Here is a 26486-nt window from a genome sequence, read left to right as displayed (position 1 = left end):
CGACATGACGCTGCATCCGGAGGTGGCGGCGTACCGGGCGGCCCGTGCCGCGGCCGGCACCCCGCCGCTGTACACGCAGACCCTCGCCGAGGCGCGCGCCGCGGACCTGGCCGCGATCCGCGCCGGCGGCGGCCCGGTCGAGCCGGTGACCGAGGTACGCGACGAGCGCATCCCCGGCCCCGCCGGGGAGCTGCCGCTGCGGGTGTACCGGCCGAGCGGGCCGGGTCCGTTGCCCACGGTGCTGTACTTCTTCGGCGGCGGCTGGACGCTCGGCAGCATCGACACCGCCGACGGCATCTGCCGGCGCCTGGCCAACGCCGTGCCCTGTCAGGTGATCACCGTCGGCTACCGCCTCGCACCGGAGCACCCCTTTCCGGCGGCGGTGCACGACTGCCACGCCGCCACCTCGTGGATCGCCCGGCACGCCGACCCGCTGGGTGTGGACCTGACCCGGCTGGCGGTGGGTGGGGACAGCGCCGGCGGGAACCTGGCCGCGGCGGTCACCCTGCTCAGCCGGACGGACGGGCCGCCGCTCGCCGCGCAACTGCTGATCTACCCGAACACCGACCAGAGCGGCGACCCGGCCGGCGACGACGACCCGGCGCTGTTCAACAGGCATTCGGTCGCCTGGTACCGGAGGCACTACCTCTCCGACCCGGAGCACGCCCGGGATCCGCTGGCCTCGCCACTGCTCGCCGACGACCTGTCCGGGTTGCCGCCGGCGTTGGTGATCACCGCCGAACTGGACCCCCTGCGCGCCGAGGGGCAGCGGTACGCCGAGCGGCTGCGCGACGCCGGTGTGTCCACCCGCCTGGCGCACTACCCGGGCATGATCCACGGGTTCTTCGCCATGCCGGGAACCTTCACCGACGGGCGGCGGGCGCAGGAGAACGCGGCCGCCTTTCTCCGGGAGCGCTTCGGGCTGTCGGCCGGGCCGGAAGCCGCCCAGGTGGACGAGCCGGCCGTGACGGGCCCGGGGATGGCCGATGGCTGAGCGGGTGCTGACCGACCTGCCGGCCGTCTCGCTCGCCGACTACGCCGAGCGGGCCCGGACCGTGCTGGCGCCGGACGTGTGGGACTACCTGGCCGGCGGCAGCGCGGCCGAGGTGACCCTCGCCGCGAACCGGCACGCGCTGGACCGGATCGCGGTGCTGCCCCGGGTGCTGCGTGGCGTGGACACCGTCGACCTCGGCGCCGGCCTGCTCGGCAGCCGGTACGCCATGCCGGTCGCAGTGGCGCCGATGGCGTACCAGCGGCTGGTGCACCCGGACGGGGAGCTGGGGCTCGCGGCGGCGGCCGGCGCGGCCGGCATCCCGTACCTGGCGAGCACGCTGGGCAGCACGCCGATCGAGCAGGTGGCCGGCGTGGGCGCGGACGTCTGGTTCCAGCTCTACTGGCTGCGCGACCGGGCTCTCGTCCGTGACCTGCTGGACCGGGTCGTCGCGGCCGGGTGCCGGGCACTGGTGGTCACCGTGGACGTCCCGGTGCTCGGCCGACGTCCCCGGGACCTGCGCAACGCGTTCCGGCTGCCGGCTGAGGTGGTCGCCGCGAACCTCCCCGAGGGTCGGGACGCGCTGGCGCACTCCGGTGCTCCCGGGGTGTCCGCGATCGCGGCGCACACCGCCGCGTCGTTCGCGCCGGCGCTGCGCTGGGCGGACCTGGCGTGGCTGCGCGAGCAGATCGACCTGCCGCTGGTGGTCAAAGGGCTGCTGGATCCGCGGGACGCGACCGAGGCGGTACGGGTCGGCGCGAACGCGGTGGTCGTCTCCAACCACGGTGGGCGGCAACTGGACGGTGCACCGCCGAGCGTCACCATGCTGCCGGAGGTCGTCGACGCGATCGGGGGCAGCTGCCAGGTGCTGCTGGACAGCGGCATCCGCAGCGGCACCGACGTGCTGCGGGCGCTGGCGTTGGGTGCGTCCGGGGTGCTGGTCGGCCGGCCGCTGCTCTGGGCGCTGGCCGTCGGCGGCGAACCGGCGGCCCGGGACGCGTTGGCGCTGCTCGCCGCCGAGCTGACCGACGCGCTGACCCTGGCCGGCTGCGCCGATCCGGTGGCGGCCGGCGAGCTGCGTACCCTCCGGGTGGGTTGAGCGGTGACCGCCACCGAACCTGTCGACCTGGCCGTCGCCGACCTGCACCCCGCGCTGGGCGATCCGGCGTTGACGTCGATGAACTTCCTCAACGAGGTGTCCGAGCGGTACCCGGCGGCGGTGTCCCTCGCGGCCGGCCGGCCGTACGAGGAGTTCTTCGACCTCGCGGCGGTGCACCGGCACCTGGACACCTTCCACCGGCACCTCGTCGACGACCTGGGGCACCGACCCGAACAGGCCCGGCGGCTGCTGCTGCAGTACGGCCGGACCAAGGGCATCGTGCACCACCTGATCGCCCGTAACCTCGCCGTCGACGAGGGGATCACCGTCGACGGCGAGGACATCGTGGTGACCGTCGGCTGCCAGGAGGCCATGTTCCTGGTGCTGCGGGCGTTGCGGGCCGGGCCGACGGACGTGCTGCTGGCGGTCGCACCGACCTACGTCGGGCTGACCGGCGCGGCCCGGCTGGTGGACCTGCCGGTCTGGCCGGTGGCCGGTGGGCCGTCCGGGATCGACCTGGCCGACCTGGCCGCCCAGGTGCGCCGGGCCCGGGCGGCGGGGCTGCGGCCGCGCGCCTGTTACCTGATGCCGGACTTCGCCAACCCGTCCGGGGTCAGCATCGACACCGCCCACCGGCGGCGGTTGCTGGAACTGGCCGGGCAGGAGGAGCTGCTGCTGCTGGAGGACAACCCCTACGGCCTGTTCCCCGTCGACGACGGATCGCGCCCGCCCACCCTCAAGGCGTTGGACACCGGGCGGCGGGTCGTCTACCTCGGCTCGTTCGCCAAGACCGTGCTCCCCGGGGCGCGGGTCGGGTACGTGGTCGCCGACCAGCGGGTGGCCGGCCCGGACGGGCGGGTCGGTCCGTTCGCCGATCAACTCGCCATGATCAAGAGCATGGTCACTGTGAACACGTCGCCGATCGCGCAGGCGGTGATCGGTGGCCGGCTGCTGGAGCACGGTTGCAGTCTGGTGGCCGCGAACACCCGGGAGCGGTCCGCGTACACCAGGAACCTGCGCCACCTGGTGGCCGGCCTGGCCCGGCGGTTCCCGCCCGGGGCGGACGGCGCGGCGGCCGTGCGGTGGACAGTGCCGGCTGGCGGGTTCTTCGTGGTGGTGACAGTGCCGTTCCCGGTCGACGACGCGTTGCTGGACCGCTCGGCGCGCGACCACGGGGTGCTGTGGACGCCGATGGCGCACTTCTACGACGACACCGCGCCGGTCCACGCGTTGCGGTTGTCGGTCAGCGCGGTCACGCCGGAGCAGATCGACGTCGGGTTGGACCGGCTGGCGGCACTGATCACCGACGAGCGGGCCCGGCGGGCGGGTTGACGCACCGCGTTCACCTGATGGCAATGCGCGACGACCCGTGTGCCGCCGTCCTGGTTGGACGGACATAATAAGGCCCATGGTTGCCTGGGAGTACGCCCTGCTCGTCCGTCGCTATCAGGGACAGGGCCGCAATTTTCACGTCTCGTTCGTCTGGTACGCGCCGGACGGCTCACGCAAGGACATCACCGCGTACGGCGACACGGCCATCGCGCACCTCAACCGCGCCGGCCGGGAGGGGTGGGAGCTGGTCTCCGCCGCCGAGGACGTCAACAACGTCCAGGGCAGCACCGAAGTCCACCGCTACCACCTGAAGCGCCCCATCGTCTGAGGGTGTCGGCCCGCCGCCGGTGCCGCTCACCGTGAGTGAGCGGCACCGGCGGCGGTGCCGTCGGCGGGTGCCGCCGCTCAGGCCAGGTCGATGCCGGGGTAGAGCGGGTGGGTGGCCAGCAGGTCGGTGGCCTGACGGGCGACCTTGTCGGCCAGGCCCGGGTCCAGGGTGTACTTCGCCTTCGACGGGGTGCCGTCGGCGTTGGCGCCGGCGGTGGTCTGGGTCAGCACGGTGTGGATCAACTCGGCGGTCTGGTCCATCTCGGCGGTGCCGAGGCCCCGGGTGGTCAGCGCCGGGGTGCCGATCCGGATGCCGGACGTGTACCAGGCTCCGTTCGGGTCCTGCGGGACCGAGTTGCGGTTGGTGACGATGCCCGAGTCGAGCAGGGCCTGCTCGGCCTGCCGGCCGGTGAGCCCGTAACCGGACACGTCGATCAGCACCAGGTGGTTGTCGGTGCCACCGGTGACCAGCTTCGCGCCCCGGCGCAGCAGGCCCTCGGCGAGCGCCTGCGCGTTGTCCACGATCCGCTGGGCGTAGTCGGCGAAGTCGGGCCGGCGGGCCTCGGCGAGCGCGACCGCCTTGGCGGCCATCACGTGCGGAAGCGGGCCGCCGAGCACCATCGGGCAGCCCCGGTCCACCTGGTCGGCGAGCTCCGGCTGGCAGAGCACCATGCCGCCGCGCGGGCCACGCAACGACTTGTGCGTGGTGGTCGTGACGATGTGCGCGTGCGGCACCGGATCGAAGTCACCGGTGAAGACCTTGCCGGCCACCAGGCCCGCGAAGTGCGCCATGTCGACCATGAAGGTGGCGCCGACCGAGTCGGCGATCTCGCGCAGGATCCGGAAGTTCACCTTCCGGGGGTACGCCGAGTAGCCGCCCACCAGGATCAACGGCTTGAACTCCCGGGCGGCCTCGGCCACCCGGTCGTAGTCGATCAGGCCGGTCGCCGGGTCGGTGCCGTAGCTGCGCTGGTCGAACATCTTGCCGGAGATGTTCGGCCGGAAGCCGTGGGTGAGGTGGCCACCGGCGTCCAGCGACATGCCGAGCATCCGCTGGTTGCCCAGCTCGCGGCGCAGCGCGAACCAGTCGGCCTCGGTGAGGTCGTTGACCTGGCGGACCTGGGCCTTCTTCAGGGCGGGGGACTCCACCCGGTCGGCCAGCACCGCCCAGAAGGCGACCAGGTTGGCGTCGATGCCCGAGTGCGGCTGCACGTACGCGTGCGCGGCGCCGAACAGCTCCCGGGCGTGCTCGGCGGCGAGCGCCTCGACGGTGTCGACGTTCTGGCAGCCGGCGTAGAAACGGCGGCCGACGGTGCCCTCGGCGTACTTGTCGCTGAACCAGTTGCCCATCGCCAGCAGGGTCGCCGGGGAGGCGTAGTTCTCGCTGGCGATCAGCTTGAGTGACTCCCGCTGGTCGGTCAGCTCGGCGCCGATGGCGTCGGCGACCCGCGGCTCGACAGCCCGGATCACCTCAAGGGCGCTGCGGAATGCGGTGGACTCGGCGTTGCGGGACATGCGACCTCCTACAGACGTGCGGAAGGCCCAGGCGCTCGGCAGACGTCCTCATGACGGGGCCGCTCCCCGATGGTTATCCATCCCCACGCGCCAGTAACGGCCCGCGACGATCGTACCGGGCCGGGCCCGGTCGTTCGGGCCGCCCTCCGGGAGGCGACCCCCGCCGATGTGGTTGGGCGCTGCGTCGCGGGGCACACGGTAGGGGACCACCGCACCGTCACGGGTGCGGCCAGGGTTCGCACAGAAGGAGTCGAGAACATGACCACACCCACCTCCGACCGGCCGCTCGCCCTGGTGACCGGGGCCTCCAGCGGGATCGGGTACGAACTGGCGGCGCAGTTCGGTGAGCACGGCTTCGACCTGGTCATCGCCGCCGAGGACGAGGGCATCGAGTTGGCGGCACAGCAGCTGCGCCGGGACGGCGGACCGCAGATCTGGTCGGTCCGCGTCGACCTGGCCCGCGAGCAGGGCGTGACGGAGTTGGTGGCCGCCGTCACCGCGACCGGACGACCGCTGGACGCGCTGGCGCTCAACGCCGGCCGGGGTGCCGGCGGCGCCTTCGTGGGCGGCACCGACCTCGCCGACGAGCCGGAGATCGTCGACCTCAACGTGCGCTCGACGGTGCACCTGGCGAAGCGACTGCTGCCGGGGATGGTCGAGCGGGGTGCGGGCCGGGTGCTCTTCACCTCGTCGATCGCCTCGACCATGCCGGGGCCGTTCCAGGCGGTCTACAACGCGTCGAAGTCGTTCGTGCAGTCCTTCGCCGAGGCGCTGCGCAACGAGTTGAAGGACACCGGCGTCACGGTGACCTCGCTCATGCCTGGACCAACCGACACGGAGTTCTTCGACCGCGCCGAGATGGAGGACACCCGGGTCGGCTCGGGTAAGAAGGACGACCCGGCGAAGGTCGCCGCCCAGGGCTTCGAGGCGATGATGAGGGGCGATCAGACGGTCACCGCCGGGTCGCTGCTGAACAAGGTGCAGACCGCCGCCGGCAAGATCATCCCGGACAAGCTCAAGTCCGAGCAGCACCGCCGGATGGCCGAGCCAGGATCAGGAAACTGACCCCCCCGCCCGCACTGACCCCCCCCGCCCCCCGCCCCCCGCCTCCGCGATCTTGCACTTTCTGTCGCGACAAAACCCACCAAACATCGCTAACCAGCAACAGAAACTGCAAGATCGCGTGGGCGTGGGCGTGGGCGTGGGCGTGGGCGTGGGCGTGGGCGTGGGCGTGGTGTGGGCTTGTGCGGGCGGTGCACGACGAAGGGCCCGGCGTGAGCCGGGCCCTTCGTCGTGAGCTTCGTGGTGAGTGGCGGCCTCAGGCGGTCACCGCGTCCATCGCCTTCTTGATCGCCTTCGGCGCGGTGGGGGTACGCGGCGCGTCCGCCCGCAACGCGATCATCTTCTCGCCGATCTCCTGCAACTGCTTGCGGCCCAGCGCGTCGCGGACCTTGGGGAACCACTCCTGCTCTTCCTCCTCGACGTGGTGGGTGACGTTCTCGATCAGCACTGTCGTCTTGGCGGTGAACCGCTCGTCGTCGGCGTCCATGGCGGCCAGTTCGGCGCAGAGCACGTCGGCGACGTGGTGTTCCTCGTACGACTCGAGAATGTCGTCCTCCAGGTCGGGCAGCAGCCGGCGGACCTCCGGATACATCACCTCGTTCTCCAGATAGGTGTGCACCGTCAGCGCCTCCAGGATCTGGTCCACCAGCTTCTGCCGCTGGCTCGCCGGCCCCTCCTCGGCGTCCTGGAAGGCCTTGAACAGGCGGCGCATTTCCTTGTGGTCCTCTTTGAGCAGGACGATGGCATCGGTCGACACCGGTATGACCTCCCTGAAAAGTCTCCGCTGGTGGGTTTTCGGTACCCCCACGCCGACTGCGGAAACAGATGAAACCGTCTCAGACCATCGCCAGGGTGCGGGGGATCTCGTCGAGCAACTCCCGAGCCAGAAAGCCGATCCGGCCGTAGCGGGGAATCAGCCGCTGGCCGCTCACCGAGTGCGCGAACGAGCCCCAGCAGGCCGCCTGCGCAGGGTCGGCACCCCGGGACAGCAGCCCCGCCAGCAACCCGGCGAGCACGTCCCCGCTGCCGGAGGTGCCCAGCCCGGCGTCGCCGCTCTCCTCCCGCCAACCCCGCCCGTCCGGGGCGGCCACGTGCCCGTACAGCGACACGACCGCCTCGTACCGGGCGGCCAGCTCGGCCGCCTCGGCGTCCAGGTCGTCGCCCGGGTCCCGCCCGAGCAGGTGCCCCGCCTCGGTGACGTTGGGGGTGAGCACCACCGGTCGACCGGAGCCGACCAGCAGGTCCGGTGCGTGGCTGAGCGCGCCGAGGGCGTACGCGTCGAGCACCAGCGACGTGTCCGGGCGGGCCGCCTCCAGGACCAGGCCCAGCAGGCGGTTGGTCTCTTCGATGGCCTTCAGACCCGGGCCGAGCGTCACCACATCGGCCTGCGCGACCAGGTCGCCGAGTTGTCCGTCCCGGTCGGCGGCCACCGCGCCGTCGGCGGTCTCCGGCAGCCCGACCACCAGCGCCTCAGGCACCTGGATGCTCAGCGCGGCGGCGCTGGACTCGGCGGCGGCCAGCTGGAGCACCCCGGCGCCGGCGCGCAACGCGGCCACCCCGGCGAGCAGCACCGCGCCCGGCGTGAAGCGGGAACCGCCGACCACCAGCACGGTGCCCCGGCTCTCTTTCCCACCGACCGGCACCGGCAGCGCCCAGTCCCGCAGCAACGCCGGGGTGATCACCTTCACCTCAGACCGGCTCGGCATGGATCTCGTCCTCCCTGGTGGGCTGGGCGCCCTGCTGACGCAGGTGCGCGACATCGTTGAAGGCGGTGAGCGCCAGGCGGTCGTCACCGTCCGCCGACCACTCGGTGATCGAACAGTTGGCGATGACGTCCTGCCGCGTGAGCGCCATCAGTTCGTCCTCGGTCAACCCCTCCACCAGATAACGAAGCAGGAAGACCAGCGCGTCGTGGCCGAAGAGCAGCACCCGGCAACCCTCGTGATCACGGCGCAGGTCGCCCAGCAGCGTCCGCAGCCGCAACGCCACGTCGGTCCAGGACTCCCCACCCGGCGGCCGGTAGTAGAACTTGCCCAACCGCTCCCGACGCTCGGCCTCGTCCGGGTAGCGCCGGCGCACCCCGTGCCCGGTCAACCCGTCGAGGATGCCCAGCTCCCGGTCGCGCAGCCGCTCGTCGCGGTGCACGGGAATGTCGGTGCCGTCCAGCGCCAGCCGCGAGGTCTGCACCGCGCGCAGGTAGGGCGACACCACCGCCACGTTCGGGCGCTTCGCGTCCGGCAGCTCGGCCAGCCAACGGCCGGTCGCCCGAGCCTGGTCCTCGCCGGTCGCGGAGAGCGGCACGTCCGCGTCGCGGTGGGTGAGGTCGATCAGCTCCGCGCCCGACGCCTCGGCCTGCGTCGCCGCGACGTTCGCGGTGCTCTCGCCGTGCCGGACGATCCAGAGGGTTGCCAGTTCCGCCATGCGGCCCCCCTACCCGGGCGCCGCCGACGGTAACCGTGTCCGGCTCGCCGGCCCTCAGTCGAGGGCCGGTGGGGTAGGAGGGCCGGTGGGGCGGAGCCTCACGGCTGATATGCGATCTTCGGCACCCAGTTGGTCGTGTCGTAGGCGCTCGTGCCGTTCTGGTGTTGGTGGAAGCGCAGGGTGTCACCCGCGGCCACGCTCAGCTCGATCATCGGGAACGGGACCCGGTCCACCGGACCGACCTTCTGCCTACCGGTGGATGGCCAGACGTTCGTCCCGTTCCGGGTCAACCGGACCAGCACGCCGTCGGCCCCCGAGCCGTTGTCGGTGTAGAGGTCGCCCAGCGCCGAGGTGATCCGAACCCTGCCGGCACGCGGAGCGACCCAGGCCCGCACCGACTCACGGTTGCCGTCGGCGTGCTGCGAGACCGGCCCGATCTGTAGGTACGGCGCTGTGCCGTGCCACAGCTGTTGGGCGGCGTCCCACGTCATCGGGGTGCCGCCGGCACCCTCGTCGTACTCCTCGTACGACCACTGGGCCGCGCCCTGAACGCCGCCGAAGTCGCCGTTACCGGACCAGCTGACCCGGCTACCCCCGGTGTAGGTCAGGGTCGGGAGCCAGAGGGTGGTGTCATAGGCGGAGGTGACGTTCTGGTTGACGTGGAAGGCGATCCGGTCGCCGGCGGCCACCGTCATGTCCACGGGTTCGAAGGGCAGGGTGCTGGCTGGCTCGACCGCCGCGTAGCCGGTGGCCGGCCAGACGGGCAGCCCATTCTTGACGATCTTCACACGGACGCCGTCGGCGCCGGAGCCGCCGCCGGCGCGAATGCCGTCGAGGTCGGCGCCGACGCGCACCGTGCCGGCTCGTGGCGCCGTCCAGACCCGCACCGAGTCGCGGTTGCCATCCGGATGCCAGCCGATGGAGTCCAGCAGTGAGAACGCCGAGGTGCCGTGCCAGCGCTGGTCGCTGTCCGACCACGTCATGTCGGTGTACGCGGTGCCGTCGTACTCCTGGTAGCGCACTCCGTTCTCACCCTGCTTCTTGCTGGCATCGGTGCTCAGGCTGACGGTGTTGCGGTCGAATCCGGCGGCGTTCAGGGTCACCTTCTGCCGGTACAACCAGCGCATGTGCTTCGGGAGGTCGACTCCGTCGTGCGGCCAGCGGAAGAAGTAGCCGTAGTAGACGTAGAACTGCTGGCCCACGACGCCATTGGTGGAACCGTCGACCCCGACGATGGTCTCGTAGGGCTGAAGGGTGGCCTTGCTGTTCGCGTTGCTGCTCAGGAGCCACGACGGGGTGTCGAAGCGTGCCGGGTCGTCGCCGAACGCGAGGAAGATGCCCTGGCCCTGGCCGCCGCTGCCACCGGTGAGCAGGTACTTGCCGAGGTAGGTGCTGTAGGCGGCGCCGGCGTGGGAGTCGTAGGAGTTCGTCGGGCTGGCAGCGACGACCTCGGTGGCCTGTCCGTGCATGCCGGGCTCGTTCCAGGCGCCTCCGTGGTATTTGGTCCACGGGCTGACCGTGCCGCGTTTGGCGGCGTCGATCACCTCGGCGACCGGGGCGCGGGCGACGACCGGCATGCCGAACTCGGTGAAGTACACGTGGAAGAAGCCGTCCTTGAGCACGAATGGCATTCCGCCGATGTTGTCGGTCGAACCGTCGGGTGCCTTTTTACGGGCGGCGAGTGTCTTGCCCAGCAGGGTGAAGTGCTCCCCGTTGTCGGTGGAGTACGCCAACCCGCCGGCCCACCACCCCGACGTCTGCGGGTCGGCGTTCTCGATGTGGCAGAACGCGAGTAGGTGACCCTCCTCGGTGCGGTACACGCTCGCGATCCACCACTGCCCGTCGAGGCCGTGCGGATTGCGGAACCGGTTGGCCGTCGTGTCGGCGTACACCCTTACCTGCGCGGGACGGGCGAGGTCCCCGCGGAACTTCTGCACCTGCCGGCCAAAATCCGAGGAGTGGTAGAAGTCGAACTGGCTGCCGTTGGGGACGACCGACAGGCTGGCATCCAGGGCGGTGCGCTCACCGATCCGGTCGAAGTCGGCGGGATTCATGACCAGTTCGGCCTGGTCGAGAGTGAACTTCGGCTCGTAGTCGTAACTGATCCGCGGATTCCACGAGAGCCCGTCGTGCAGCCCCGTCCCTGCCCGGTTCGCGTGGAACAGGAGCGTGTCGCCGGCGTTGACGGCGGTGGTGAAGACGTGTTGGGCCATGAAGGCGGGTCGCAGGTGCTGGAAGTCGGCCGACGGCCACACCTTGCTCGTCGTGCCGCCGCTACGCTTGCGGACGAAGGTCCGGACACCGTCGACGTTCGTGATGTCGGGGTCGATGTAGGTCTGGTGGTCCATGGTGCCGCGCACCGTGACCGCGCCACCCCGTGGCGCCGTCCAGGCGATGACCGCGTCATTGGTGTCCGGGTGAAGCCCGCTGCGGCTGATGACGCAGAACTCGCAGTTGCCCCGCCACCGGTCCCGCGTCGGCTCCCACACCATCGGTGTGTAGGCGACACCGTCCCACTGCAGGTAGGACCACTGGTTCGCGCCCTGCGTGTTGGAAAATCCCAGAGCGAACTGGTAGTCGTCCGGCACGACGGTCGGCGCGGCCTCGGCGGGTGTCGGGCGCAGCGCAGGTGTGCCGACGAGGTTCGCGGCGGCGAGCACCAGCGCCAGCGCCAAGACCCCGTGACGCAGTGGGTTCCGAAGCATGATCACGTGGTCTCCAGCGGCTCGTGGACAGTCCGGCACACGCTAGAGGATCACCCCGCTCCGCGGTGGCCCATGCCCGGAGCGAGGGGGCGCACGCGGCGACAGGGTGTCGCCGCGAACCCGCGGGCCGTCAAGTGCGGCACCGACACCCCACCTCGTCGTACGGTGTGTGGCGTGGCCACGGCGGCGGAGGAGATCCAGGTTGGCGAGCGGCTGGTCCGCGTCTCCAGCCCCGACAAGCCCTACTTCCCGGAGCGTGGGCTGACCAAGCTGGACGTGGTCCGCTACTTCCTGGCGGTGGGTGACGGCATCCTGCGCGCGCTGCGGGATCGGCCGACCATGCTCGAACGCTGGCCCCGTGGGGTCTTCGAGGGCGCGACGATCGCCACCCGGCAGACCAACCGGGGCGACGCGTTCTACCAGAAGCGGCTGCCGGCGGGCGCTCCCGAGTGGGTGCGGACCGCGCACATCACCTTCCCCAGTGGCCGTACCGCCGACGAGGTGGCGCCGAGCGAGCTGGCGGTGGTCATCTGGGCCGCCAACCTGGGCACCCTGCGGTTCCACCCGTGGCCGGTCACCGCCGCCGACGTGGAACGCCCCGACCAGCTGCGCATCGACCTGGACCCGATGCCCGGCGTCGGCTTCGAGCAGGTGGTACCGGTGGCGCACGAGGTGCGGGCGTTCCTCGCCGAGCTGGGCATGACCGGCTACCCGAAGACGACCGGCGGCCGGGGCCTGCACGTCTACCTGTCGATCGAGCCGCGGTGGAGCTTCGGTGACTGCCGTCGGGCGGTGCTCGCGTTGGGTCGGGAGATGCAGCGCCGGCTGCCGGACCTGGTCACCACGACCTGGTGGCGCGAGCAGCGGGACCGGCCGGTCTTCGTCGACTACAACCAGATGGCCCGGGACCACACGGTGACCTCGGCGTACTCGATCCGGCCCACGCCGGCCGCGCTGGTCTCCGCGCCGCTGGACTGGTCGGAGCTGGACCGGGTCCGCCCGGAGGACTTCGACGTGCTCAGCATGCCGGCCCGGTTCGCCGAGCGCGGCGACCCGCACGCCGGCCTGGACGGTGACCGGCACTCGCTGGAGCCGTTGCTGGAGTTGGCCGACCGCGACGGGCTGGAGGCCCCGCCGGAGCGGTGAGCCCAGCCGGTCACGCCCAGGGGCTGCCGGCCCCGTCGAACTCCTCGAAGACCAGCCAGGTGCGGGTGGACAGCACCCCGGGAATGCTCTGCACCCGGCCCAGCACCACGTCGCGCAGCGCGGCGTTGTCCGGTGCGCGCACCAGCGCGAGCACGTCGTGGTCACCGCCGAGCAGTGCGGCGTGCTCGATGTAGCGCACCCGGGCCAGCTCGGCCGACACCTCCCGCCAGGTGTTCTGCTCGATGGTCAGGGCGATGTACGCCGACGTGCCCAACCCGGCCGCCTCGGGCGCCACCTGGGCCCGGAACCCGGTGATCACCCCGTCGCGCAGCAACCGCTCCACCCGCGCGTACGCGTTGGTGCGGGAGATGTGGATGCGTTCGGCGAGGGTGCGCACCGACGTTCTACCGTCGCGGACCAGCTCGTCGAGGATCCGCCGGTCGACCTCGTCCAACGCTCGGGCCGATCGTCCCGATCCCGCGCCCCCGCTCGCTTCGTCGGCGGTCTCCTGGCTCACTACTGGGCCCTCCGCATGCCAACCGTCCCGCCTTCTGTGTCGATCTTGAGTCAATCATCCACAAGCGGAAGCATAGGCTCACCACACGTCCCAGGAGGTTCCGCCGTGACGACCACTCCCCAGGCGGTCCGCAGGGCATCCCCGCGCGCCCGTCGAACGGTCACCCCGCCCGACCCGGCCCGCTCGTTGCTGCCGGACGCCGAGCCGGTCCGCCTGCTCGCCCAGGACGGCATGCCGCTGCCCGCCCGCGCCGACTACCCCGAACCAGCCGCCGAGGTGCTGCACGAGCTGTACCGCCGGATGGTGCTCGGCCGGCGATTCGACACCCAGGCGACCGCCCTGACCAAGCAGGGCCGGCTCGCCGTCTACCCGTCCTCGCGAGGCCAGGAGGCGTGCCAGGTCGGCGCGGTCCTCGCAGTCCGCGACACCGACTGGGTCTTCCCCACGTACCGCGAGTCGATGGCGCTGGTTGCCCGGGGCATCGACCCGGTCGAGGTGCTCACCCTGCTGCGCGGCGACTGGCACTGCGGCTACGACCCGACCGAGGTACGCACCGCACCGCAGTGCACCCCGCTCGCCACCCAGTGCGTGCACGCCGCCGGGCTGGCCCACGGTGAGGCGTACCAGGGTCGCGACACCGTGGCGCTGGCCTTCATCGGCGACGGCGCCACCAGCGAGGGCGACTTCCACGAGGGGGTCAACTTCGCCGCCGTGTTCAAGGCGCCGGTGGTCTACTTCGTGCAGAACAACAAGTACGCGATCAGCGTCCCGCTGTCCCGGCAGACCGCCGCGCCGTCGCTGGCCTACAAGGGCGTCGGCTACGGCGTACCCAGCGAGCAGGTCGACGGCAACGACCCGGTAGCGGTGCTCGCCGTGCTCACCCGCGCGGTCGCCCACGCCCGGGCCGGCAAGGGACCGTTCCTGGTCGAGGCGCACACCTACCGGATGGAACCGCACACGAACGCCGACGACGCCAGCCGCTACCGCGACGGCGCCGAGGTCGACGCCTGGCGGGACCGGGACCCGATCGCCCGGCTGGAGACCTACCTGCGCGCCCGCGGCGTGCTCGACGACGCGGCGGTCGCCGAGATCGCCGAGCAGGCCGAGGCGTACGCGGCGGACCTGCGGACCCGGATGAACGCGCAGCCCGCTGTCGACCCGCTGAGCCTCTTCGACCACGTCTACGCCGAACCCACCCCGCAGCTGATCGAACAGCGTGAGCAGGTCCGCGCCGAACTGGCCGCCGCCCGCGCCGAGGAGGGTGACGCCTGATGGCCACCACCATGGCGAAGGCGCTCAACACCGCGCTCGCCGACGCGCTCGCCGCCGACGACCGGGTCGTCGTCTTCGGCGAGGACGTCGGCGCGCTCGGCGGCGTCTTCCGGATCACCGACGGCCTGCAGGCCCGCTTCGGCGACAAGCGCTGCTTCGACACCCCCCTCGCCGAGGCCGGCATCGTCGGCTTCGCCGTCGGCCTGGCCATGTCCGGCCTGCGCCCGGTGGTCGAGATGCAGTTCGACGCGTTCGCGTACCCGGCGTTCGAGCAGATCGCCTCGCACGTGGCGAAGCTGCGCAACCGCACCCGGGGCGCGCTGAGCGTGCCGATCGTCATCCGGGTGCCGTACGCGGGCGGGATCGGCGGGGTCGAGCACCACTGCGACTCGTCCGAGGCGTACTACGCGCACACCCCAGGGCTGAAGGTGGTCACGCCGGCCACCGTCGACGACGCGTACTCGCTGCTGCGCGAGGCGATCGACGACCCCGACCCGGTGGTCTTCATGGAGCCCAAGAAGCTCTACTTCGCCAGCGCCGACGCGTCTCTCCCGGCCCGCACCGAGCCGTTCGGCCGGGCCGTCGTGCGCCGCCCCGGTCGGGACGCCACGCTGGTGGCGTACGGGCCGGCGGTGCCGGTCGCGCTGGAGGCCGCCGAGGCCGCCCGCGAGGAGGGGTGGGACCTGGAGGTCGTCGACGTGCGCACGATCGTGCCGTTCGACGACGCCACCATCACCGCCTCGGTCCGGCGGACCGGCCGGTGCGTGGTGATCCAGGAGGCGCCCGGCTTCGCGGGCGTCGGCGCGGAGATCGCCGCCCGGGTGCAGGAGCGCTGCTTCCACGCGCTGCACGCCCCGGTGCTGCGGGTCGCCGGGCTGGACATCCCGTACCCGGCGCCGATGCTGGAGCACACCCACCTGCCCGGCGTGGACCGGGTGCTCGACGCGGTGGCCCGCCTGCAGTGGGACGACCAGCCGGACGCGCGTTGGGCGGCGGCATGACCACCGTCGAACGGACGCAGGTCTTCCTCCTGCCCGACCTGGGCGAAGGGCTGAGCGAGGCCGAGATCGTCGAGTGGCGGGTCGCCGTGGGAGACATCGTCACCGTCGACCAGAGCGTGGTCGAGGTGGAGACCGCCAAGGCCGTCGTCGACGTGCCCTGCCCGTACGCCGGGCGGGTGGTCACCCTGCACGGCGCGGCCGGTGAGGTACGCCCGGTCGGCCAGCCGCTGATCACCATCGCGCCGTTGGACGGGGGCGACGAGCCCGCCGGGCACGCCACCTACCGCGAGGAGGAGCGGGCCGGGTCTGGCAACGTGCTGATCGGGTACGGCACGGGCCACGGCACCACCACCCGCCGTCGGCGTCGGCCCCGCCTGACGGTCGCCCCCGAACCGGCCGACACCGCACCGACCGGCGCGGTTGCCGGTGGCCCGACCGGCGACCCGGCACCATCGCCCTCCGCTCTGGTCATCTCGCCGATCGTGCGGCGGCTGGCCCGCGAGCACGGCGTCGACCTCGGCACCGTGCGGGGCACCGGGCCCGGCGGGGTGATCCGCCGCGCCGACGTGGAGGCCGCGCTGGCCGCCCCCGCCGCCCGGCTCGCCGCCGTGCCCGACCCGCACGTCGCCCTCGCGCCGACCGGGGACGGCGACGTGATCGTGCCGCTCACCGGCGTGCGCAAGGTGATCGCCGACAAGCTCTCCCGCAGCCGGCGGGAGATCCCCGAGGTGACCATCTGGGTCGACGTGGACGCCACCGGGCTGCTGGAGACCCGCGCGGCGATCAACGCGGCGACGCCCGACGCGCCGGTCAGCATCCTGGCCCTGCTGGCCCGGATCTGCCTCAGCGGGCTGCGCCGGTTCCCGCAGCTCAACGCCCGGGTCGACACCGAGGGGCAGCGGATCGTCCAGTCCGCCGGGGTGCACCTCGGCATCGCCGCGCAGACCGACCGGGGGCTGCTGGTGCCGGTGCTGCGCGACGCCCAGCGGCTCACCACCGCCGAACTGGCCGCCGAACTGGCGGCGACCACCGCCGCCGCGCGGGCCGGCAGCCTGCCCCCGGCCCGGCTGACCGGTGGCACCTTCACGCTGAACAACTACGGGGTGTTCGGCGTCGACGGCTCCACGCCGATCATCAACCACCCCGAGGCGGCCCTGCTCGGGGTCGGGCGGATCGTGGACAAGCCGTGGGTGGTCGACGGGCAGCTCGCCGTCCGCAAGGTGACCCAGCTCAGCCTCACCTTCGATCACCGGGTCTGCGACGGCGGGGTGGCCGGTGGCTTCCTGCGCCACGTCGCCGACTGTGTGGAGCGCCCGGTGCTGCTGATCGCCGCCGTCTGACGCGTACCCCTGGCCCCGGTGTCGCCCGTGCGGCGCCGGGGCCGGCGCACGCCCGGGGGTTTCCCGGCGGTGTCAGGGGGAAGTCGGCCCCGCCGGAGCGCACCGAACGCGTCGAAGGGAGCCGGCCTGTGGCCGTGGCGAACGAGCTGCTACTGAACTCGGTCCGGGTGCGACGGCCCGCCGCGGCCGGCGCGCCGCTCTACTGCGACGCCCTGGAGTACGGGCTGACCGGCGACGGCTCCACCAACGACCAGCCGGCGCTGGCCGCCCTGGTGGACCGGCTCGGCGCCGGGTACGCCTCCGACGGGCGGGCCCGGGTGATCTACTGCCCGCCGGGCATCTACTCGATCCGCGACGCCGGCACGGTGTGGCGCAGCGGGGTGTCGCTGATCGGGGCCGGCCCGGCGGCGACCCGGTTCATGCTCAGCAACGAGGGCAACCGGGCCGACCCGACCCCGTTGGCCTTCTGGACCACGGTGCAGCACGGCGCCGACCGGGACCGGCACATCGCGGACTGCACCTTCGCCGACTTCCAGATCGACGGCTCCGCCGTCGCCATGGCCGAGTACAACTACCTGGCCAAGGGCCTCGGCCTGCAGTACGTGGTGCGCGGCGTCTTCCGCAACCTCTACATCCACCACACCGCGGCCAGCGGCCTGGGCTGCGACTTCCTCCAGGACTCCCTGATCGACGGGGTGGTGGTGGTCGGCTGTGGCCGACTGGACAACGGCGAGCAGATGGGCGGCGCCGGCATCGGGATCGGCATCGGTGGCTGGGGACCGGTGGAGCGGTTGACCATCGCCAACTGCACCGCCCTGGCCAACGGCACCAACGGCATCTTCCTGGAGCTGCAGAAGGACTACTGGACCCCACCGCGCGGCTACCGCATCATCGGCTGCCACAGCCAGGGCAACCGCTTCGGCATCTCCGACTGGGGCGCCGACGGCCTGATCGTCTCCGCCTGCACGATGACCGGAAACCTGGAGGCCGGCTTCGACGTGTCGTCGCAGGGCACCTCCACGGTGGCCGGGCGGGGCGGACTCGTCACCGACTGCGTCATCGACGGCAACCTGCGCGACGGGATCAGCATCGGCAACAGCCCCGGACCGTACCTCGTCCGGGGCAACCGGATCAGCGGCAACGGCCAGCACGGTTACCACTCCCGCGATCTCGGGCGCGGTTACCAGGGCCCGGTCCGGGACGTGGTGATCGAGAGCAACGAGTTCTGGGGCAACGGCCTCGACGCGGTCCGGATCGACCACCAGATGAGCGACGCGGTGCTGCTCAACAACCGGATCCGCAACAACGGGCGGCAGTACGGCCGGGCCGCCGGCGGCGCGGGCGAGGCCGTCCGCTACAGCGAGCGGAGCCTGGTGGACCGCACCGCCGACTGGCCGCACGACGGGCACCGCGGCAAGATCCTGCGGGTCGGTCGGTCGGTGGCCACTGTCGCCGCCAACACCGGCGACGAACTCACCCTGGCCCCGGTCCGCCCGGACGCGTTCAGCGCGTGGAGCGGAGACGTGCCGCCGCCGGGCTGTGCGTACGAACTCGACCCCGCACCCGGGCAGCGGGCCGGCATCACCATCAACGCGCCGTTCGACTCGGCCACCATCCGCGGAAACCGGATCTGGGACAACCACGACAACCAGACCCAGACGCACGGGCTGTGGATCACCGATCGGGGCAGTTGCGTGGACTGCCGGGTCGAGGACAACGACCTCGCCGGCAACGCCGAGGAGGGGATGCGGCTGGACACCCCGCCAGTGGGTGGACGCTGGCGTGACAACCACGTCGACAGCGACTGGAGCTGACCGACGGGCGGCGGCGGCCGGAACGCTCCGACCGCCGCCGCTGTCACGCTGTGGAACTGGTCAGCCGGCCAGGCCGGCCACCGGGGTCGGGTCCAGCACGACCGTCGCCGAGCCGGACTGCGGGGGTACACCCGGGTCGGTCGGCGCGTCGGTGTACTCCGCGACGAACACCGCGGTCAGGTTGTCAGCGCCGCTGTGCCCACCGTCCAGGAAGGTGGGGATGGTCCCACTGCAACCCGTCGAGGTGGAGAGCGGGTGCCCGTGCTCGTCGTGCCCGAGCACGTAGGTGACCTTCACCCGGGAGCAGTCCACCGGCAGGTCGTCGGTGACCTTCACCTCGTAGGCGACCGTCTGCCCGAACTCGAACGGCTGACCGGCCACCGGGGCGACGAACTCGACGATCGGCGCGGTCGGCCCGACCACCAGGGGCAGGGTGGCCGAGGCGGAACGGCCGGTGCGGTCGGTCACCTTCAGCGTCGGCGTGTACGAGCCGTTCTCCGGGAACGTCCAGCTCGCGTTCGGCGCGGTGCTGTCCACCGAGCCGTCCGCGTTGAAGTCCCACGCGTAGCTCAGCTTGTCGCCGTCCGGGTCGGTCGTGCCGGCGCTGGAGAACGCGACGGTCAGCGGGGCCTGGCCCACGGTCGGCGTACCACTGATCTTCGGGATCGGGGTCCGGTTGCCCCGGACGAAGTCGATCCGGGACAGCTGCGCGTCCGGGTTCTCGGCGAAGTAGCCGTCGCCGTACTCGAGCACGTAGAGCGCGCCGTCCGGGCCGAACTCCATGTCCATCGGGTTGTCCACCACCAGCGACGGCACCACCGGGCGGATGTCGGTGACGTCGCCGTCGGAGTCGAGGCGGAACTCCTTGATGTAGTCGCGGGTCCACTCGTAGAACAGCGGAACCCCGTCGTAGTAGGCCGGCCAGCGGGTCCGTGAGGTGCTGGTCCCGTCGTAGTCGTACGCCGGGCCGCCCATCGGACCGATACCGCCGGTGCCCAGCTGCGGGAACTCAGCCGAGGCCGTGGACGGGTACCAGACCTGCGGCTGCTCGACCGGCGGCAGCTGCCGCTTGCCGGTGTTGTGCGGTGAGTCGTTGACCGGGCGCGCGCAGTTGAACTTCTTGCCGGACTGGCCGGTGGCGAAGTCGTAGTCGCGGTAGGCGATCGTCGGCGTCACGCAGTACGGCCAGCCGTAGTTCGCCGGCTTGTCGATCATCATCCACCGGCCGTGTCCGGCCGGCCCGCGCTCCGGGTTCGGGTTGGAGGCGTCGGGGGAGTAGTCGCCCAGGTACACGTTGTCGGTGCGCCTGTCGACGGCGAACCGGAACGCGTTGCGCAGCCCCATCGCGTAGATCTCCGGGCGGGTCTGCGCCGTGCCGGGCTTGAACAGGTTGCCGGCCGGGACCGTGTAACCACCACCGGCCTTCGGCTTGATGCGCAGCAACTTGCCGCGCAGGTCGTTGGTGTTGGCGGAGGTGCGCTGGGCGTCGTACGCCGGGTTACGGTCGGCCCGCTCGTCGATCGGGATGTAGCCGTCGGAGGCGAACGGGTTGGTGTCGTCGCCGGTCGACAGGTACAGGTTGCCCTTGCTGTCGAAGTCGATCTGACCACCGACGTGGCAGCAGATGCCCCGGTCGGTCGGCACCTCGATGATCTGCTGCTCGCTGGCGAGGTTCAGCCGCATCCCGTCCAGCTTGAACCGGGACAACCGCAGCGCGCCCTTGAACCGCTGCCAGTCCGCCGCGGTGCCGGTCTCCGGCGCGTCCCCCTCGTTGACGTCGGGGGTCGCCGGGTCGTCCACCGGGGTGTCCATCGGCGGCGAGTAGTAGAGGTACACCCACTTGTTCTGGGCGAAGTTCGGGTCGATGGCGACCCCCTGCAACCCCTCCTCGTCGTGCTCGTACACCGGGATGTCGGCGGCGAGGGTGTTCAGCCCGGTGCGCGGGTCGTGGATGCGGACCTCACCGGTGCGGGAGGTGTGCAGCACCCGCAGGTCGGGCAGCACGGCGAGGCTGATCGGCTCGCCCGGGAAGTCGTTGAGTGTCACTTTCTGGAAGCTGCTGTCCGGCGGCGCGGCCGGCGCGGCGGCCGCCGCCGACGGCGGCACGGCCAGGCCGGCCGTCACCAGCAGCAGGGCGGACGCGAGTGCGGTCCTGTTCATCAGGTGTGTCCCCCGAGGTGTTTTCAGTACCGGAGTGAGGCGAGGTAGTCGAAGCCGACGCGGGCGGTGTCCAGGGCGTCGGCGGGGGAGCGCGGCGCGGTGCCCGCGTCGTCACGCTCCACGATGTACTCCTCGATGCCGGCCTCCCGCTCGTGGGCGAAGATCCGGCCGAAGTCGATGACGCCGTCACCGAGGTCGGCGAAGCCGGCCTCGACGTCGAGGTCCTTGACGTGCACCTGGCGGATCCGGCCGCGGTTGGCCCGGATCACGTCGACCGGGTCGTGGGCGCCCCGCCACGTCCAGTAGAGGTCGAGCTCGAAGTGGACGAGCCGGGGATCGGTCTGGGAGCTGAGGATGTCGAACCCGGTCGAGCCCCCGGTCAGCGGCACGAACTCGAGTTGGTGGTTGTGGTAGCCGAATTCGAGCCCGGCGCGCTCGGCGAGCCGTCCGGCCTTGTTCAGGTCGCGAGCCAGGGCCCGGTACACGGCGGGGTCGCGGATCGGCTGACCGGCCGCGTCCCGACCGAAGTACGGGTGGACGATCTTCTTGCAGCCCACCACGTTGGCGTCGGCGAGGGCCTGCTCCCAGGTGGCGGCGTCGAACGGCTGTGGGATGCCGACGTGCCCGGAGGTGGAACGCAGCCCGGCGTCGTCGAGCGCCGCCCGGAACTGCGCCGCGGTGCGGCCGACGAAACCGGCGTGCTCCACCCGCCGGTAGCCGATCCGGCGCAGCGCGTCCAGGGTGCCGGGCAGGTCGATGGCGAGTTGGTCACGCAGGGTGTAGAGCTGAATGCTGATCCGGTCCACCGGCACCCGACGGCGGCCCTGGGCCTGCGCCCCGGATGCGCCGGGTGCGGCGGTGGCCGGGCCGGCGAGCAGACCGGCGGCGCCGACGGCAGCCGCGGAGACGGTCGCGGCACGCAGCACGCCACGGCGGCTGACCGGCTCGGATGCCGGTGTGTTGAGTTGTTGATCCATGGTGGTGGTCCCTTCCTGACGGCTGGTACGCCGTCGACGGAGGTCGACCTGACTGCCGTCTGCCGGGCGCGCCGAACCGGCCGCGGTGGGCTTCGGCGGGACGGTGAGGGACGGCTCGTGGGTGCGGCCCGGACCCATCGGGGGCGGATCGCGGCGACCCGGCACAGGTGGCGGCAAGTTGATCGACGAATGGGCAACCCTCTATCTGGATCGTGACCTTACCCTTGCCTTCGGACGAAGGCAAAGCTTTGTCGCGTTCGGCAGAAGCTTCGCTCCAATTGACAAAAGTCCGCCCCCGAGGTGCGCCACCGGCCGTGACCTCCTGCCTCCCGCGCCCCGCACCCGATGGCCGCGCCCGGTCCCGGCCGGCCGTGCCGCGAGGCCGCCCTCGGGGACCGGCGCCCGCGGGCATCCGGACAGTCGACGTCGCGTCGCTCAAGCGGCGCGAAGCGCACGACACCGGTCGGTTGCGCCCCTGTTCCGGCCAACTGGAGCATTGTCGGAAAATGCGTCGATAAATGCGCGGCCAATTATTTCCGAATGCCGCTAATGGCTCACTCGGGCAAGCGAGAATGTGACGGAGGGAAGTCGAAACGGGGGGACTGAAACATGACGTCTAGGCGGCGATTGACGCTGTTGGCCGTAACCATCGCAGCCGCACCACTCGTCCTGGGTGCGTGCACCGCAGAGCGGGAGTCGGCGACCGGCTCGGCCAAGAAGCACGCCGCCCCACCGGAACTCGCCGTGACACCGGGGGACAAGGCCCGGGACGTCCCGGTCAGCGCCGAGGTGGGCACCGTGGTCAAGGGCGGGCGGGTCACCGCCGTACGCCTCACCGACGACAAGGGCAAGCAGGTCAACGCCGAGCCGCGCGAGGACGGCTCCGGCTGGGTGCCGAACGCTCCGCTGCAGCCGAAGCGGACCTACACCGCCGAGGTGACCGCGACCGGTGACTCCGGTGCCACCACCACGCGCAGCACCACCTTCACCACGATGGCCAAATCGACCAAACCGCAGATCACCAGCACACTCTATTTCAACGGTAATCGGACGTACGGCACCGCGATGCCGGTAACGGTGGCGTTCGACCCGGGAATTCCGAAAGAGGCCAGAGCGGATGTGCAGCGGCGGTTGTTCGTAAAGACCAATCCGCCGCAGCCGGGCACCTGGTCGTGGCTGGCCGACGGCACTCAGGTCTATTACCGGGCGCCCGATTTCTGGAAGCCGGGAACCACCATCAGCGTCCGGGCAGGTCTGGAGGGTCTGCCGATCGGCAAGGACAAGGTCGGTGACGCCGAGCGGACCGCGACCTCCAAGATCGGGCGACAGGTCTCGCTGGAGATCGACAATGCCACCAAGCAGATGACGGTGCTGCGCGACGGCAAGCAGATCCGCCGGATCCCGGTCAGCCTGGGCAAGCCGAGCACGCCGAGTTCCAGCGGCAAGATGGTGATCATGGAGAAGCACGAGCGGACCACCTTCGACACCCGGGGCGAGCCGAACGGTGGCTACGTGGTCGACGTCGACGACGCCCAGCGCTACACCTGGGGCGGCGAGTTCATCCACTCCGCCCCCTGGTCGGAGGGGGACCAGGGCAACACCAACGTGTCGCACGGTTGCGCGAACGTCTCCGCTGCGGCGGCCGACTGGCTGATGGGGGTCACGCAGGTCGGTGACCTGATCACCGTCAAGGGCACCGAGGTGGAGCTGCAGCCGGGCAACGGTTGGACCGCCTGGAACGTGAGCTGGGACGAGTTCGCCCGGGGCAGCGCCCTGCCGGTGCCGCCGGGCCTCAAGCCCGCGCCGGTCGCCCCGGCGCACCCGGGCGCGGTGGCCGGCGGATCGCCCGCACCGGCGCCCTCGGTCAGCGGTCGCTGAGTCACCGATCGGCAGCACAGGGCCGGCCCGCCACCATGGCGGGCCGGCCCTGTCGGCCATCACCCCAGGGGTACGCGGGCCACCGCGGACCCGGTCAGGCTGCCCAGCCAGAGCTGGTCGCCGTGCTGGCGTACTCCGGTGATCATCGAGTAGTGCCCGCTCGGGCCGTGCAGCGTCCGGCGGACCGCGCCCGCGCCGTCGACGAGCGCGACCAGCCCGTAGCGGCGGGGCTGCGGTTGCAGGGCGTCGGGCAGCAGAGCGGCGATCTGCCGTAGCCGCGGATGGGGCAGCAGCCGCTCGGCGATCGGCACCCGAGGGCTGGGCAGCGCGATCCAGTACGTCCCGTCACCCACCGAGGCGAGATTGTCCGGGTACGCGGGCAGGTCGGCGAGCACCCGCACGCCGCCGCTCAGCTCGACGCGCAGCAGCCGGTGGGTGCTGGTCTCCACGACCATCAGCGCCGACTCGTCCGGGGTCAGCGCGATCCCGTTGGGGAAGTACAGCCCGTCGGTCACCACCTCGGTGCGGCCGCTGCCCGGCTGGTGGGCCAGCACCCGACCGTTGGGGCGGTGCTCCAGCAGGTCCCGCTTCCAGTGCGAAACCGGAAACCGGTCGGAGCTGTCGGTGAAGTAGATGGTGCCGTCCCGGCCCACCGTCGCGTTGTTGGCCAGGTGCACCGGCGGTGCCGTTCCGGTGAGTTCGCGTACCGCGCCGTCCGGCGTGACCCGCAGCAACCCGCGGTACGCGTCACAGACCACCAGGGCCTCGCCGGACGGGTCCAGCTCGATGCCGAGCGGACGGCCACCGGTCTCGGCCAGCAGGTGGGGTCGGGTGCCGGCGCGCGCGTCGACCGGCCACCACCAGAGCCGACCGTCCTCGTCACCACTGATCACCCGCCCGCCGCCGTCGACCAGGACGTCCTCGGGGCCGACGGCCCCGGCGGGGAGGGGGAGCAACTCGGCCTGGTCGAGCCGCCGGTCGGTGGGGGCCCAGGCGCCGGCCAGCGCCGGAGGGCTGGTCGCCGGTTCGCGGACCGGGCGGATCAGCCGGGGCGGCCGGGGCCGGGGGATCAGCATCGACCTATTCTCCACCCGCGTGCCTGCCGACCCGCGAACTCCGCGTCCGGGCGGCGCGCCGCCCGAGCCCCTGACTCCACCCCGAGAGGGAGACGGTGCAGCTCGGGGTATGCCCCTGGGCGTACCCGGAATCACTGCGTGGAGGGACGAAAGTGTCGGTGGTGGCGGCTAGATTTCACTGCATGGAAGAGCACAGCGACCGGTTCGACGTGCAGGTCAGCGTGGGTGACGAGCGGGTCCTCATGCGGGTGGCCGGCGAGATCGACATCGCCACGGTGGCCGCGTTCCGGTCCGCGCTGTGGTCCGCGCCGGCCCGCCCGGTGCTTCACGTCGAGTTGTCGCAGCTGCGGCTGCTCTCGGCGGCTGGCGTTCGCACGCTGCTTGCCGCGCATCTGCGCGTCCGGGCCCGCGGTGGCGAGCTGGTGCTGGTCGACCCGAGCCCGGTGGTGGCGCGGGTGCTGCGGGTCAGCGGGCTGCACCGCGTGATGACGATCCTGGAGCCGGCCACGGTGATCGAGGCCGCGCGCCGCCCGGTGGTCGCGACCACCGACCTGCAACTGGCCGCCTGACCCCGCCCGACGAGGCGTGCTCCCACCCGCCGCGCCCGAGGTCGGCGCGGGGCCGCCGGCGGGTGGGCCGGCGACCCCGACAACGACTCAGCGCACGTCGAGCAGGTCGACGACGAAGATCAGCGTCTCACCCGGCTTGATCACGCCGGCCGCGCCGCGGTCGCCGTACCCCAGGTGCGGCGGGATGGTCAGCCGGCGGCGACCGCCGACCCGCATGCCGGCGACGCCCTGGTCCCAGCCGGCGATGACCTGACCGCCGCCGAGCGGGAAGTCGAACGCCTCGCCCCGGTTCCAGGACGAGTCGAACTCGCCGCCGGTGGAGTGCGACACGCCGACGTAGTGCACGCTGACCAGCTGGCCCGGCTCGGCCTGCGGGCCGTCGCCCACGGTGATGTCCTCGATCACGAGGTCGGCCGGCGGTGCACCCTCGATCGGACCAACCTCGGGCTTACCCGATCGGGCGCCTGCTGCCTGGTTCATGCGGGGATCTCCTGCCGTGTTGGGTGATGTGTCCGGTCACCGTCGATCCTGCCGGATCACCCCCCACCGATGTGCGGCGGACCCGCCACCTGCTCCGCAGCCCATCCGTCGATCGGGAGGCCGACGGTCCCGCTGGTGCTGGCTGACCCGACGGAGCGGCGGGCGTCACCGGTATCGGTGACGCCCGCCGAGGGGTGTGCGTTGGTTCACCGGAGCCAGGGCATCCGCCGGACGATCGGCAGGGCCGCCCACACCCGGCCGAGGCCCACCGTGTCGCCGGCGTTGACCAGGGCCAGCACCGCCAGCACCGCGGCGTAGATCAGGTGGTCGTCCATGAAGGGGTTGTTCTCCGGAGGCAGCACGGCGGTCCACATCAGGACCAGCAGCAGCCCACCGGCCACGGCGGCGATCCGCATTCCGATGCCGAGCAGCAGGGCGACACCGATCCCGGCCAGGCCGATCATGAAGAGCCAGTCCGCCCAGGCGGCACCGGCGATCGAGGTGTAGACGTCCTTGAACGGCCCGGCCACGCCGAAGGTCAGGAAGCCCTTGGTGGGGCTGCCCCCGTTGATCCAGGCGTTCTTCTGCTCGGTGCCCATCCCGAAGCCGAACAGCTTGTCGACGAAGGCCCAGAGGAAGATCCAGCCGAGCGCCAGCCGGGTGCCGGCCAGGATGTACCGGACGGCCCGGTCGTGCACGGTGCCGGCCTTCGCAGCGGTGTTCTCGGCGGTGACCCGCTCGATCGTCGCGGTCATGGTCTCCACGTCCCTTCTCAGCTTCGCACCGCGCTTCCCGGTGGCATCT

Annotated in this window: 23 protein-coding genes and 1 riboswitch; of the genes, 12 read left to right on the top strand and 11 right to left on the bottom strand. The window is 71.9% G+C overall.

The genetic code is table 11. The features are described 5' to 3' along the window. The first annotated feature begins 4 nt into the window (after window positions 1-4). From lipP1 to AB0C03_RS07930, 4 genes are all read left to right on the top strand, one after another. Window positions 5-994 (top strand): LipP1 family hormone-sensitive lipase, encoded by a 990-nt coding sequence (gene lipP1, locus AB0C03_RS07945; RefSeq protein ID WP_357635381.1) that lies wholly within the window; start codon window positions 5-7, stop codon window positions 992-994. Continuing rightward, on the top strand, window positions 987-2090 hold the full coding sequence (locus tag AB0C03_RS07940; RefSeq protein WP_357635379.1) for an alpha-hydroxy acid oxidase: 1104 nt from the start codon (window positions 987-989) through the stop codon (window positions 2088-2090). Before lipP1 ends, AB0C03_RS07940 begins: the two co-directional genes overlap by 8 nt. Before the next feature lie 3 nt (window positions 2091-2093). Next, window positions 2094-3422, top strand: coding sequence for an aminotransferase-like domain-containing protein (locus tag AB0C03_RS07935; protein ID WP_357635376.1), 1329 nt, complete (start codon window positions 2094-2096; stop codon window positions 3420-3422). A 76-nt stretch (window positions 3423-3498) separates the two neighbouring features. Continuing rightward, window positions 3499-3750, top strand: coding sequence for a hypothetical protein (locus tag AB0C03_RS07930; RefSeq protein ID WP_030333037.1), 252 nt, complete (start codon window positions 3499-3501; stop codon window positions 3748-3750). Window positions 3751-3827: 77 nt separating this feature from the next. On the opposite strand, the gene AB0C03_RS07925 is transcribed toward AB0C03_RS07930, so the two are convergent. Next, on the bottom strand, window positions 3828-5264 hold the full coding sequence (locus AB0C03_RS07925; protein ID WP_210865972.1) for a glycine hydroxymethyltransferase: 1437 nt from the start codon (window positions 5262-5264) through the stop codon (window positions 3828-3830). Window positions 5265-5282: 18 nt separating this feature from the next. Beyond that, window positions 5283-5372, bottom strand: a riboswitch (ZMP/ZTP riboswitch). Between the two features lie 150 nt (window positions 5373-5522). Here AB0C03_RS07925 and AB0C03_RS07920 point away from each other — a divergent pair. Further along, window positions 5523-6329, top strand: a complete 807-nt coding sequence (locus AB0C03_RS07920) for an SDR family NAD(P)-dependent oxidoreductase (protein ID WP_357635371.1) — start codon at window positions 5523-5525, stop codon at window positions 6327-6329. A 253-nt stretch (window positions 6330-6582) separates the two neighbouring features. Here the strand turns inward: AB0C03_RS07920 and AB0C03_RS07915 are convergent, their stop codons facing one another. From AB0C03_RS07915 to AB0C03_RS07900, 4 genes are all read right to left on the bottom strand, one after another. Further along, the gene (locus AB0C03_RS07915) at window positions 6583-7083 is read right to left on the bottom strand and encodes a hemerythrin domain-containing protein (RefSeq protein ID WP_030337907.1); all 501 of its coding nucleotides are present in this window, start codon (window positions 7081-7083) and stop codon (window positions 6583-6585) included. Window positions 7084-7162: 79 nt separating this feature from the next. Continuing rightward, the gene (locus AB0C03_RS07910; protein WP_030337906.1) at window positions 7163-8032 is read right to left on the bottom strand and encodes an NAD(P)H-hydrate dehydratase; all 870 of its coding nucleotides are present in this window, start codon (window positions 8030-8032) and stop codon (window positions 7163-7165) included. Next, the gene (locus AB0C03_RS07905; RefSeq protein WP_030337905.1) at window positions 8016-8747 is read right to left on the bottom strand and encodes a histidine phosphatase family protein; all 732 of its coding nucleotides are present in this window, start codon (window positions 8745-8747) and stop codon (window positions 8016-8018) included. The genes AB0C03_RS07910 and AB0C03_RS07905 overlap by 17 nt, the downstream gene beginning before the upstream one ends. Window positions 8748-8845: 98 nt before the next feature. After that, a complete protein-coding gene (locus AB0C03_RS07900; RefSeq protein WP_030337904.1) occupies window positions 8846-11458 on the bottom strand; it encodes a glycoside hydrolase family 183 protein in 2613 nt (870 codons plus the stop codon). Window positions 11459-11626: 168 nt separating this feature from the next. Here AB0C03_RS07900 and AB0C03_RS07895 point away from each other — a divergent pair, with 168 nt between their 5' ends. Continuing rightward, the gene (locus AB0C03_RS07895; RefSeq protein WP_030337903.1) at window positions 11627-12598 is read left to right on the top strand and encodes a DNA polymerase domain-containing protein; all 972 of its coding nucleotides are present in this window, start codon (window positions 11627-11629) and stop codon (window positions 12596-12598) included. Between the two features lie 10 nt (window positions 12599-12608). Here AB0C03_RS07895 and AB0C03_RS07890 read toward each other — a convergent pair whose 3' ends face one another. Further along, entirely contained in the window at window positions 12609-13115 is a 507-nt protein-coding gene (locus AB0C03_RS07890; RefSeq protein WP_030337902.1) for an Lrp/AsnC family transcriptional regulator, read from the bottom strand. Between the two features lie 105 nt (window positions 13116-13220). Between AB0C03_RS07890 and pdhA the strand changes: the two genes are divergently transcribed. From pdhA to AB0C03_RS07870, 4 genes are all read left to right on the top strand, one after another. Then, window positions 13221-14387 (top strand): pyruvate dehydrogenase (acetyl-transferring) E1 component subunit alpha, encoded by a 1167-nt coding sequence (gene pdhA / locus AB0C03_RS07885; protein WP_036412688.1) that lies wholly within the window; start codon window positions 13221-13223, stop codon window positions 14385-14387. Continuing rightward, window positions 14384-15388, top strand: coding sequence for an alpha-ketoacid dehydrogenase subunit beta (locus AB0C03_RS07880; RefSeq protein WP_210865900.1), 1005 nt, complete (start codon window positions 14384-14386; stop codon window positions 15386-15388). Before pdhA ends, AB0C03_RS07880 begins: the two co-directional genes overlap by 4 nt. Next, window positions 15385-16728, top strand: a complete 1344-nt coding sequence (locus AB0C03_RS07875; protein ID WP_425339861.1) for a dihydrolipoamide acetyltransferase family protein — start codon at window positions 15385-15387, stop codon at window positions 16726-16728. Before AB0C03_RS07880 ends, AB0C03_RS07875 begins: the two co-directional genes overlap by 4 nt. 134 nt (window positions 16729-16862) lie before the next feature. Beyond that, on the top strand, window positions 16863-18542 hold the full coding sequence (locus tag AB0C03_RS07870) for a right-handed parallel beta-helix repeat-containing protein (RefSeq protein WP_030337898.1): 1680 nt from the start codon (window positions 16863-16865) through the stop codon (window positions 18540-18542). Between the two features lie 60 nt (window positions 18543-18602). Here the strand turns inward: AB0C03_RS07870 and AB0C03_RS07865 are convergent, their stop codons facing one another. After that, complete coding sequence (locus AB0C03_RS07865; RefSeq protein WP_030337897.1) at window positions 18603-20702, bottom strand: PQQ-dependent sugar dehydrogenase; 2100 nt, start codon at window positions 20700-20702, stop codon at window positions 18603-18605. Between the two features lie 23 nt (window positions 20703-20725). Beyond that, entirely contained in the window at window positions 20726-21679 is a 954-nt protein-coding gene (locus tag AB0C03_RS07860) for a sugar phosphate isomerase/epimerase family protein (protein ID WP_030337896.1), read from the bottom strand. A 609-nt stretch (window positions 21680-22288) separates the two neighbouring features. On the opposite strand from AB0C03_RS07860, the gene AB0C03_RS07855 reads away from it, so the two are divergent. Beyond that, window positions 22289-23557 carry a L,D-transpeptidase gene (locus tag AB0C03_RS07855; protein ID WP_030337895.1) on the top strand — a complete coding sequence of 423 codons (1269 nt, stop codon included), beginning with the start codon at window positions 22289-22291 and terminating at the stop codon, window positions 23555-23557. 59 nt (window positions 23558-23616) lie between these two features. Here AB0C03_RS07855 and AB0C03_RS07850 read toward each other — a convergent pair whose 3' ends face one another. After that, complete coding sequence (locus AB0C03_RS07850; protein ID WP_030337894.1) at window positions 23617-24633, bottom strand: SMP-30/gluconolactonase/LRE family protein; 1017 nt, start codon at window positions 24631-24633, stop codon at window positions 23617-23619. A 182-nt stretch (window positions 24634-24815) separates the two neighbouring features. Between AB0C03_RS07850 and AB0C03_RS07845 the strand changes: the two genes are divergently transcribed. Beyond that, a complete protein-coding gene (locus AB0C03_RS07845) occupies window positions 24816-25202 on the top strand; it encodes an STAS domain-containing protein (RefSeq protein ID WP_051708890.1) in 387 nt (128 codons plus the stop codon). 87 nt (window positions 25203-25289) lie between these two features. On the opposite strand, the gene AB0C03_RS07840 is transcribed toward AB0C03_RS07845, so the two are convergent. Both AB0C03_RS07840 and AB0C03_RS07835 read right to left on the bottom strand, forming a co-directional pair. Further along, entirely contained in the window at window positions 25290-25682 is a 393-nt protein-coding gene (locus AB0C03_RS07840) for an FKBP-type peptidyl-prolyl cis-trans isomerase (RefSeq protein WP_030337892.1), read from the bottom strand. Between the two features lie 206 nt (window positions 25683-25888). Further along, window positions 25889-26446, bottom strand: a complete 558-nt coding sequence (locus AB0C03_RS07835) for a DoxX family membrane protein (protein WP_030337891.1) — start codon at window positions 26444-26446, stop codon at window positions 25889-25891. Window positions 26447-26486: the final 40 nt, after the last annotated feature.

The sequence above is a fragment of the Micromonospora parva genome (assembly GCF_040649675.1).
Classification (GTDB): domain Bacteria; phylum Actinomycetota; class Actinomycetes; order Mycobacteriales; family Micromonosporaceae; genus Micromonospora; species Micromonospora parva.
Note: the sequence above shows the minus strand (reverse complement) of the source record. Positions and strands in the feature narration are given on the sequence as shown.

What these genes read in the sequence shown, in the direction of transcription:
- AB0C03_RS07910 (WP_030337906.1), bottom strand. Translation starts at nt 8,032, where the DNA reads ATGCCGAGCCGGTCTGAGGTGAAGGTGATCACCCCGGCGTTGCTGCGG.
- AB0C03_RS07940 (WP_357635379.1), top strand. Translation starts at nt 987, where the DNA reads ATGGCTGAGCGGGTGCTGACCGACCTGCCGGCCGTCTCGCTCGCCGAC.
- AB0C03_RS07860 (WP_030337896.1), bottom strand. Translation starts at nt 21,679, where the DNA reads ATGGATCAACAACTCAACACACCGGCATCCGAGCCGGTCAGCCGCCGT.
- AB0C03_RS07840 (WP_030337892.1), bottom strand. Translation starts at nt 25,682, where the DNA reads ATGAACCAGGCAGCAGGCGCCCGATCGGGTAAGCCCGAGGTTGGTCCG.
- AB0C03_RS07930 (WP_030333037.1), top strand. Translation starts at nt 3,499, where the DNA reads ATGGTTGCCTGGGAGTACGCCCTGCTCGTCCGTCGCTATCAGGGACAG.
- AB0C03_RS07920 (WP_357635371.1), top strand. Translation starts at nt 5,523, where the DNA reads ATGACCACACCCACCTCCGACCGGCCGCTCGCCCTGGTGACCGGGGCC.
- AB0C03_RS07865 (WP_030337897.1), bottom strand. Translation starts at nt 20,702, where the DNA reads ATGAACAGGACCGCACTCGCGTCCGCCCTGCTGCTGGTGACGGCCGGC.
- lipP1 (WP_357635381.1), top strand. Translation starts at nt 5, where the DNA reads ATGACGCTGCATCCGGAGGTGGCGGCGTACCGGGCGGCCCGTGCCGCG.
- AB0C03_RS07845 (WP_051708890.1), top strand. Translation starts at nt 24,816, where the DNA reads ATGGAAGAGCACAGCGACCGGTTCGACGTGCAGGTCAGCGTGGGTGAC.
- AB0C03_RS07875 (WP_425339861.1), top strand. Translation starts at nt 15,385, where the DNA reads ATGACCACCGTCGAACGGACGCAGGTCTTCCTCCTGCCCGACCTGGGC.
- AB0C03_RS07925 (WP_210865972.1), bottom strand. Translation starts at nt 5,264, where the DNA reads ATGTCCCGCAACGCCGAGTCCACCGCATTCCGCAGCGCCCTTGAGGTG.
- AB0C03_RS07855 (WP_030337895.1), top strand. Translation starts at nt 22,289, where the DNA reads ATGACGTCTAGGCGGCGATTGACGCTGTTGGCCGTAACCATCGCAGCC.
- AB0C03_RS07850 (WP_030337894.1), bottom strand. Translation starts at nt 24,633, where the DNA reads ATGCTGATCCCCCGGCCCCGGCCGCCCCGGCTGATCCGCCCGGTCCGC.
- AB0C03_RS07905 (WP_030337905.1), bottom strand. Translation starts at nt 8,747, where the DNA reads ATGGCGGAACTGGCAACCCTCTGGATCGTCCGGCACGGCGAGAGCACC.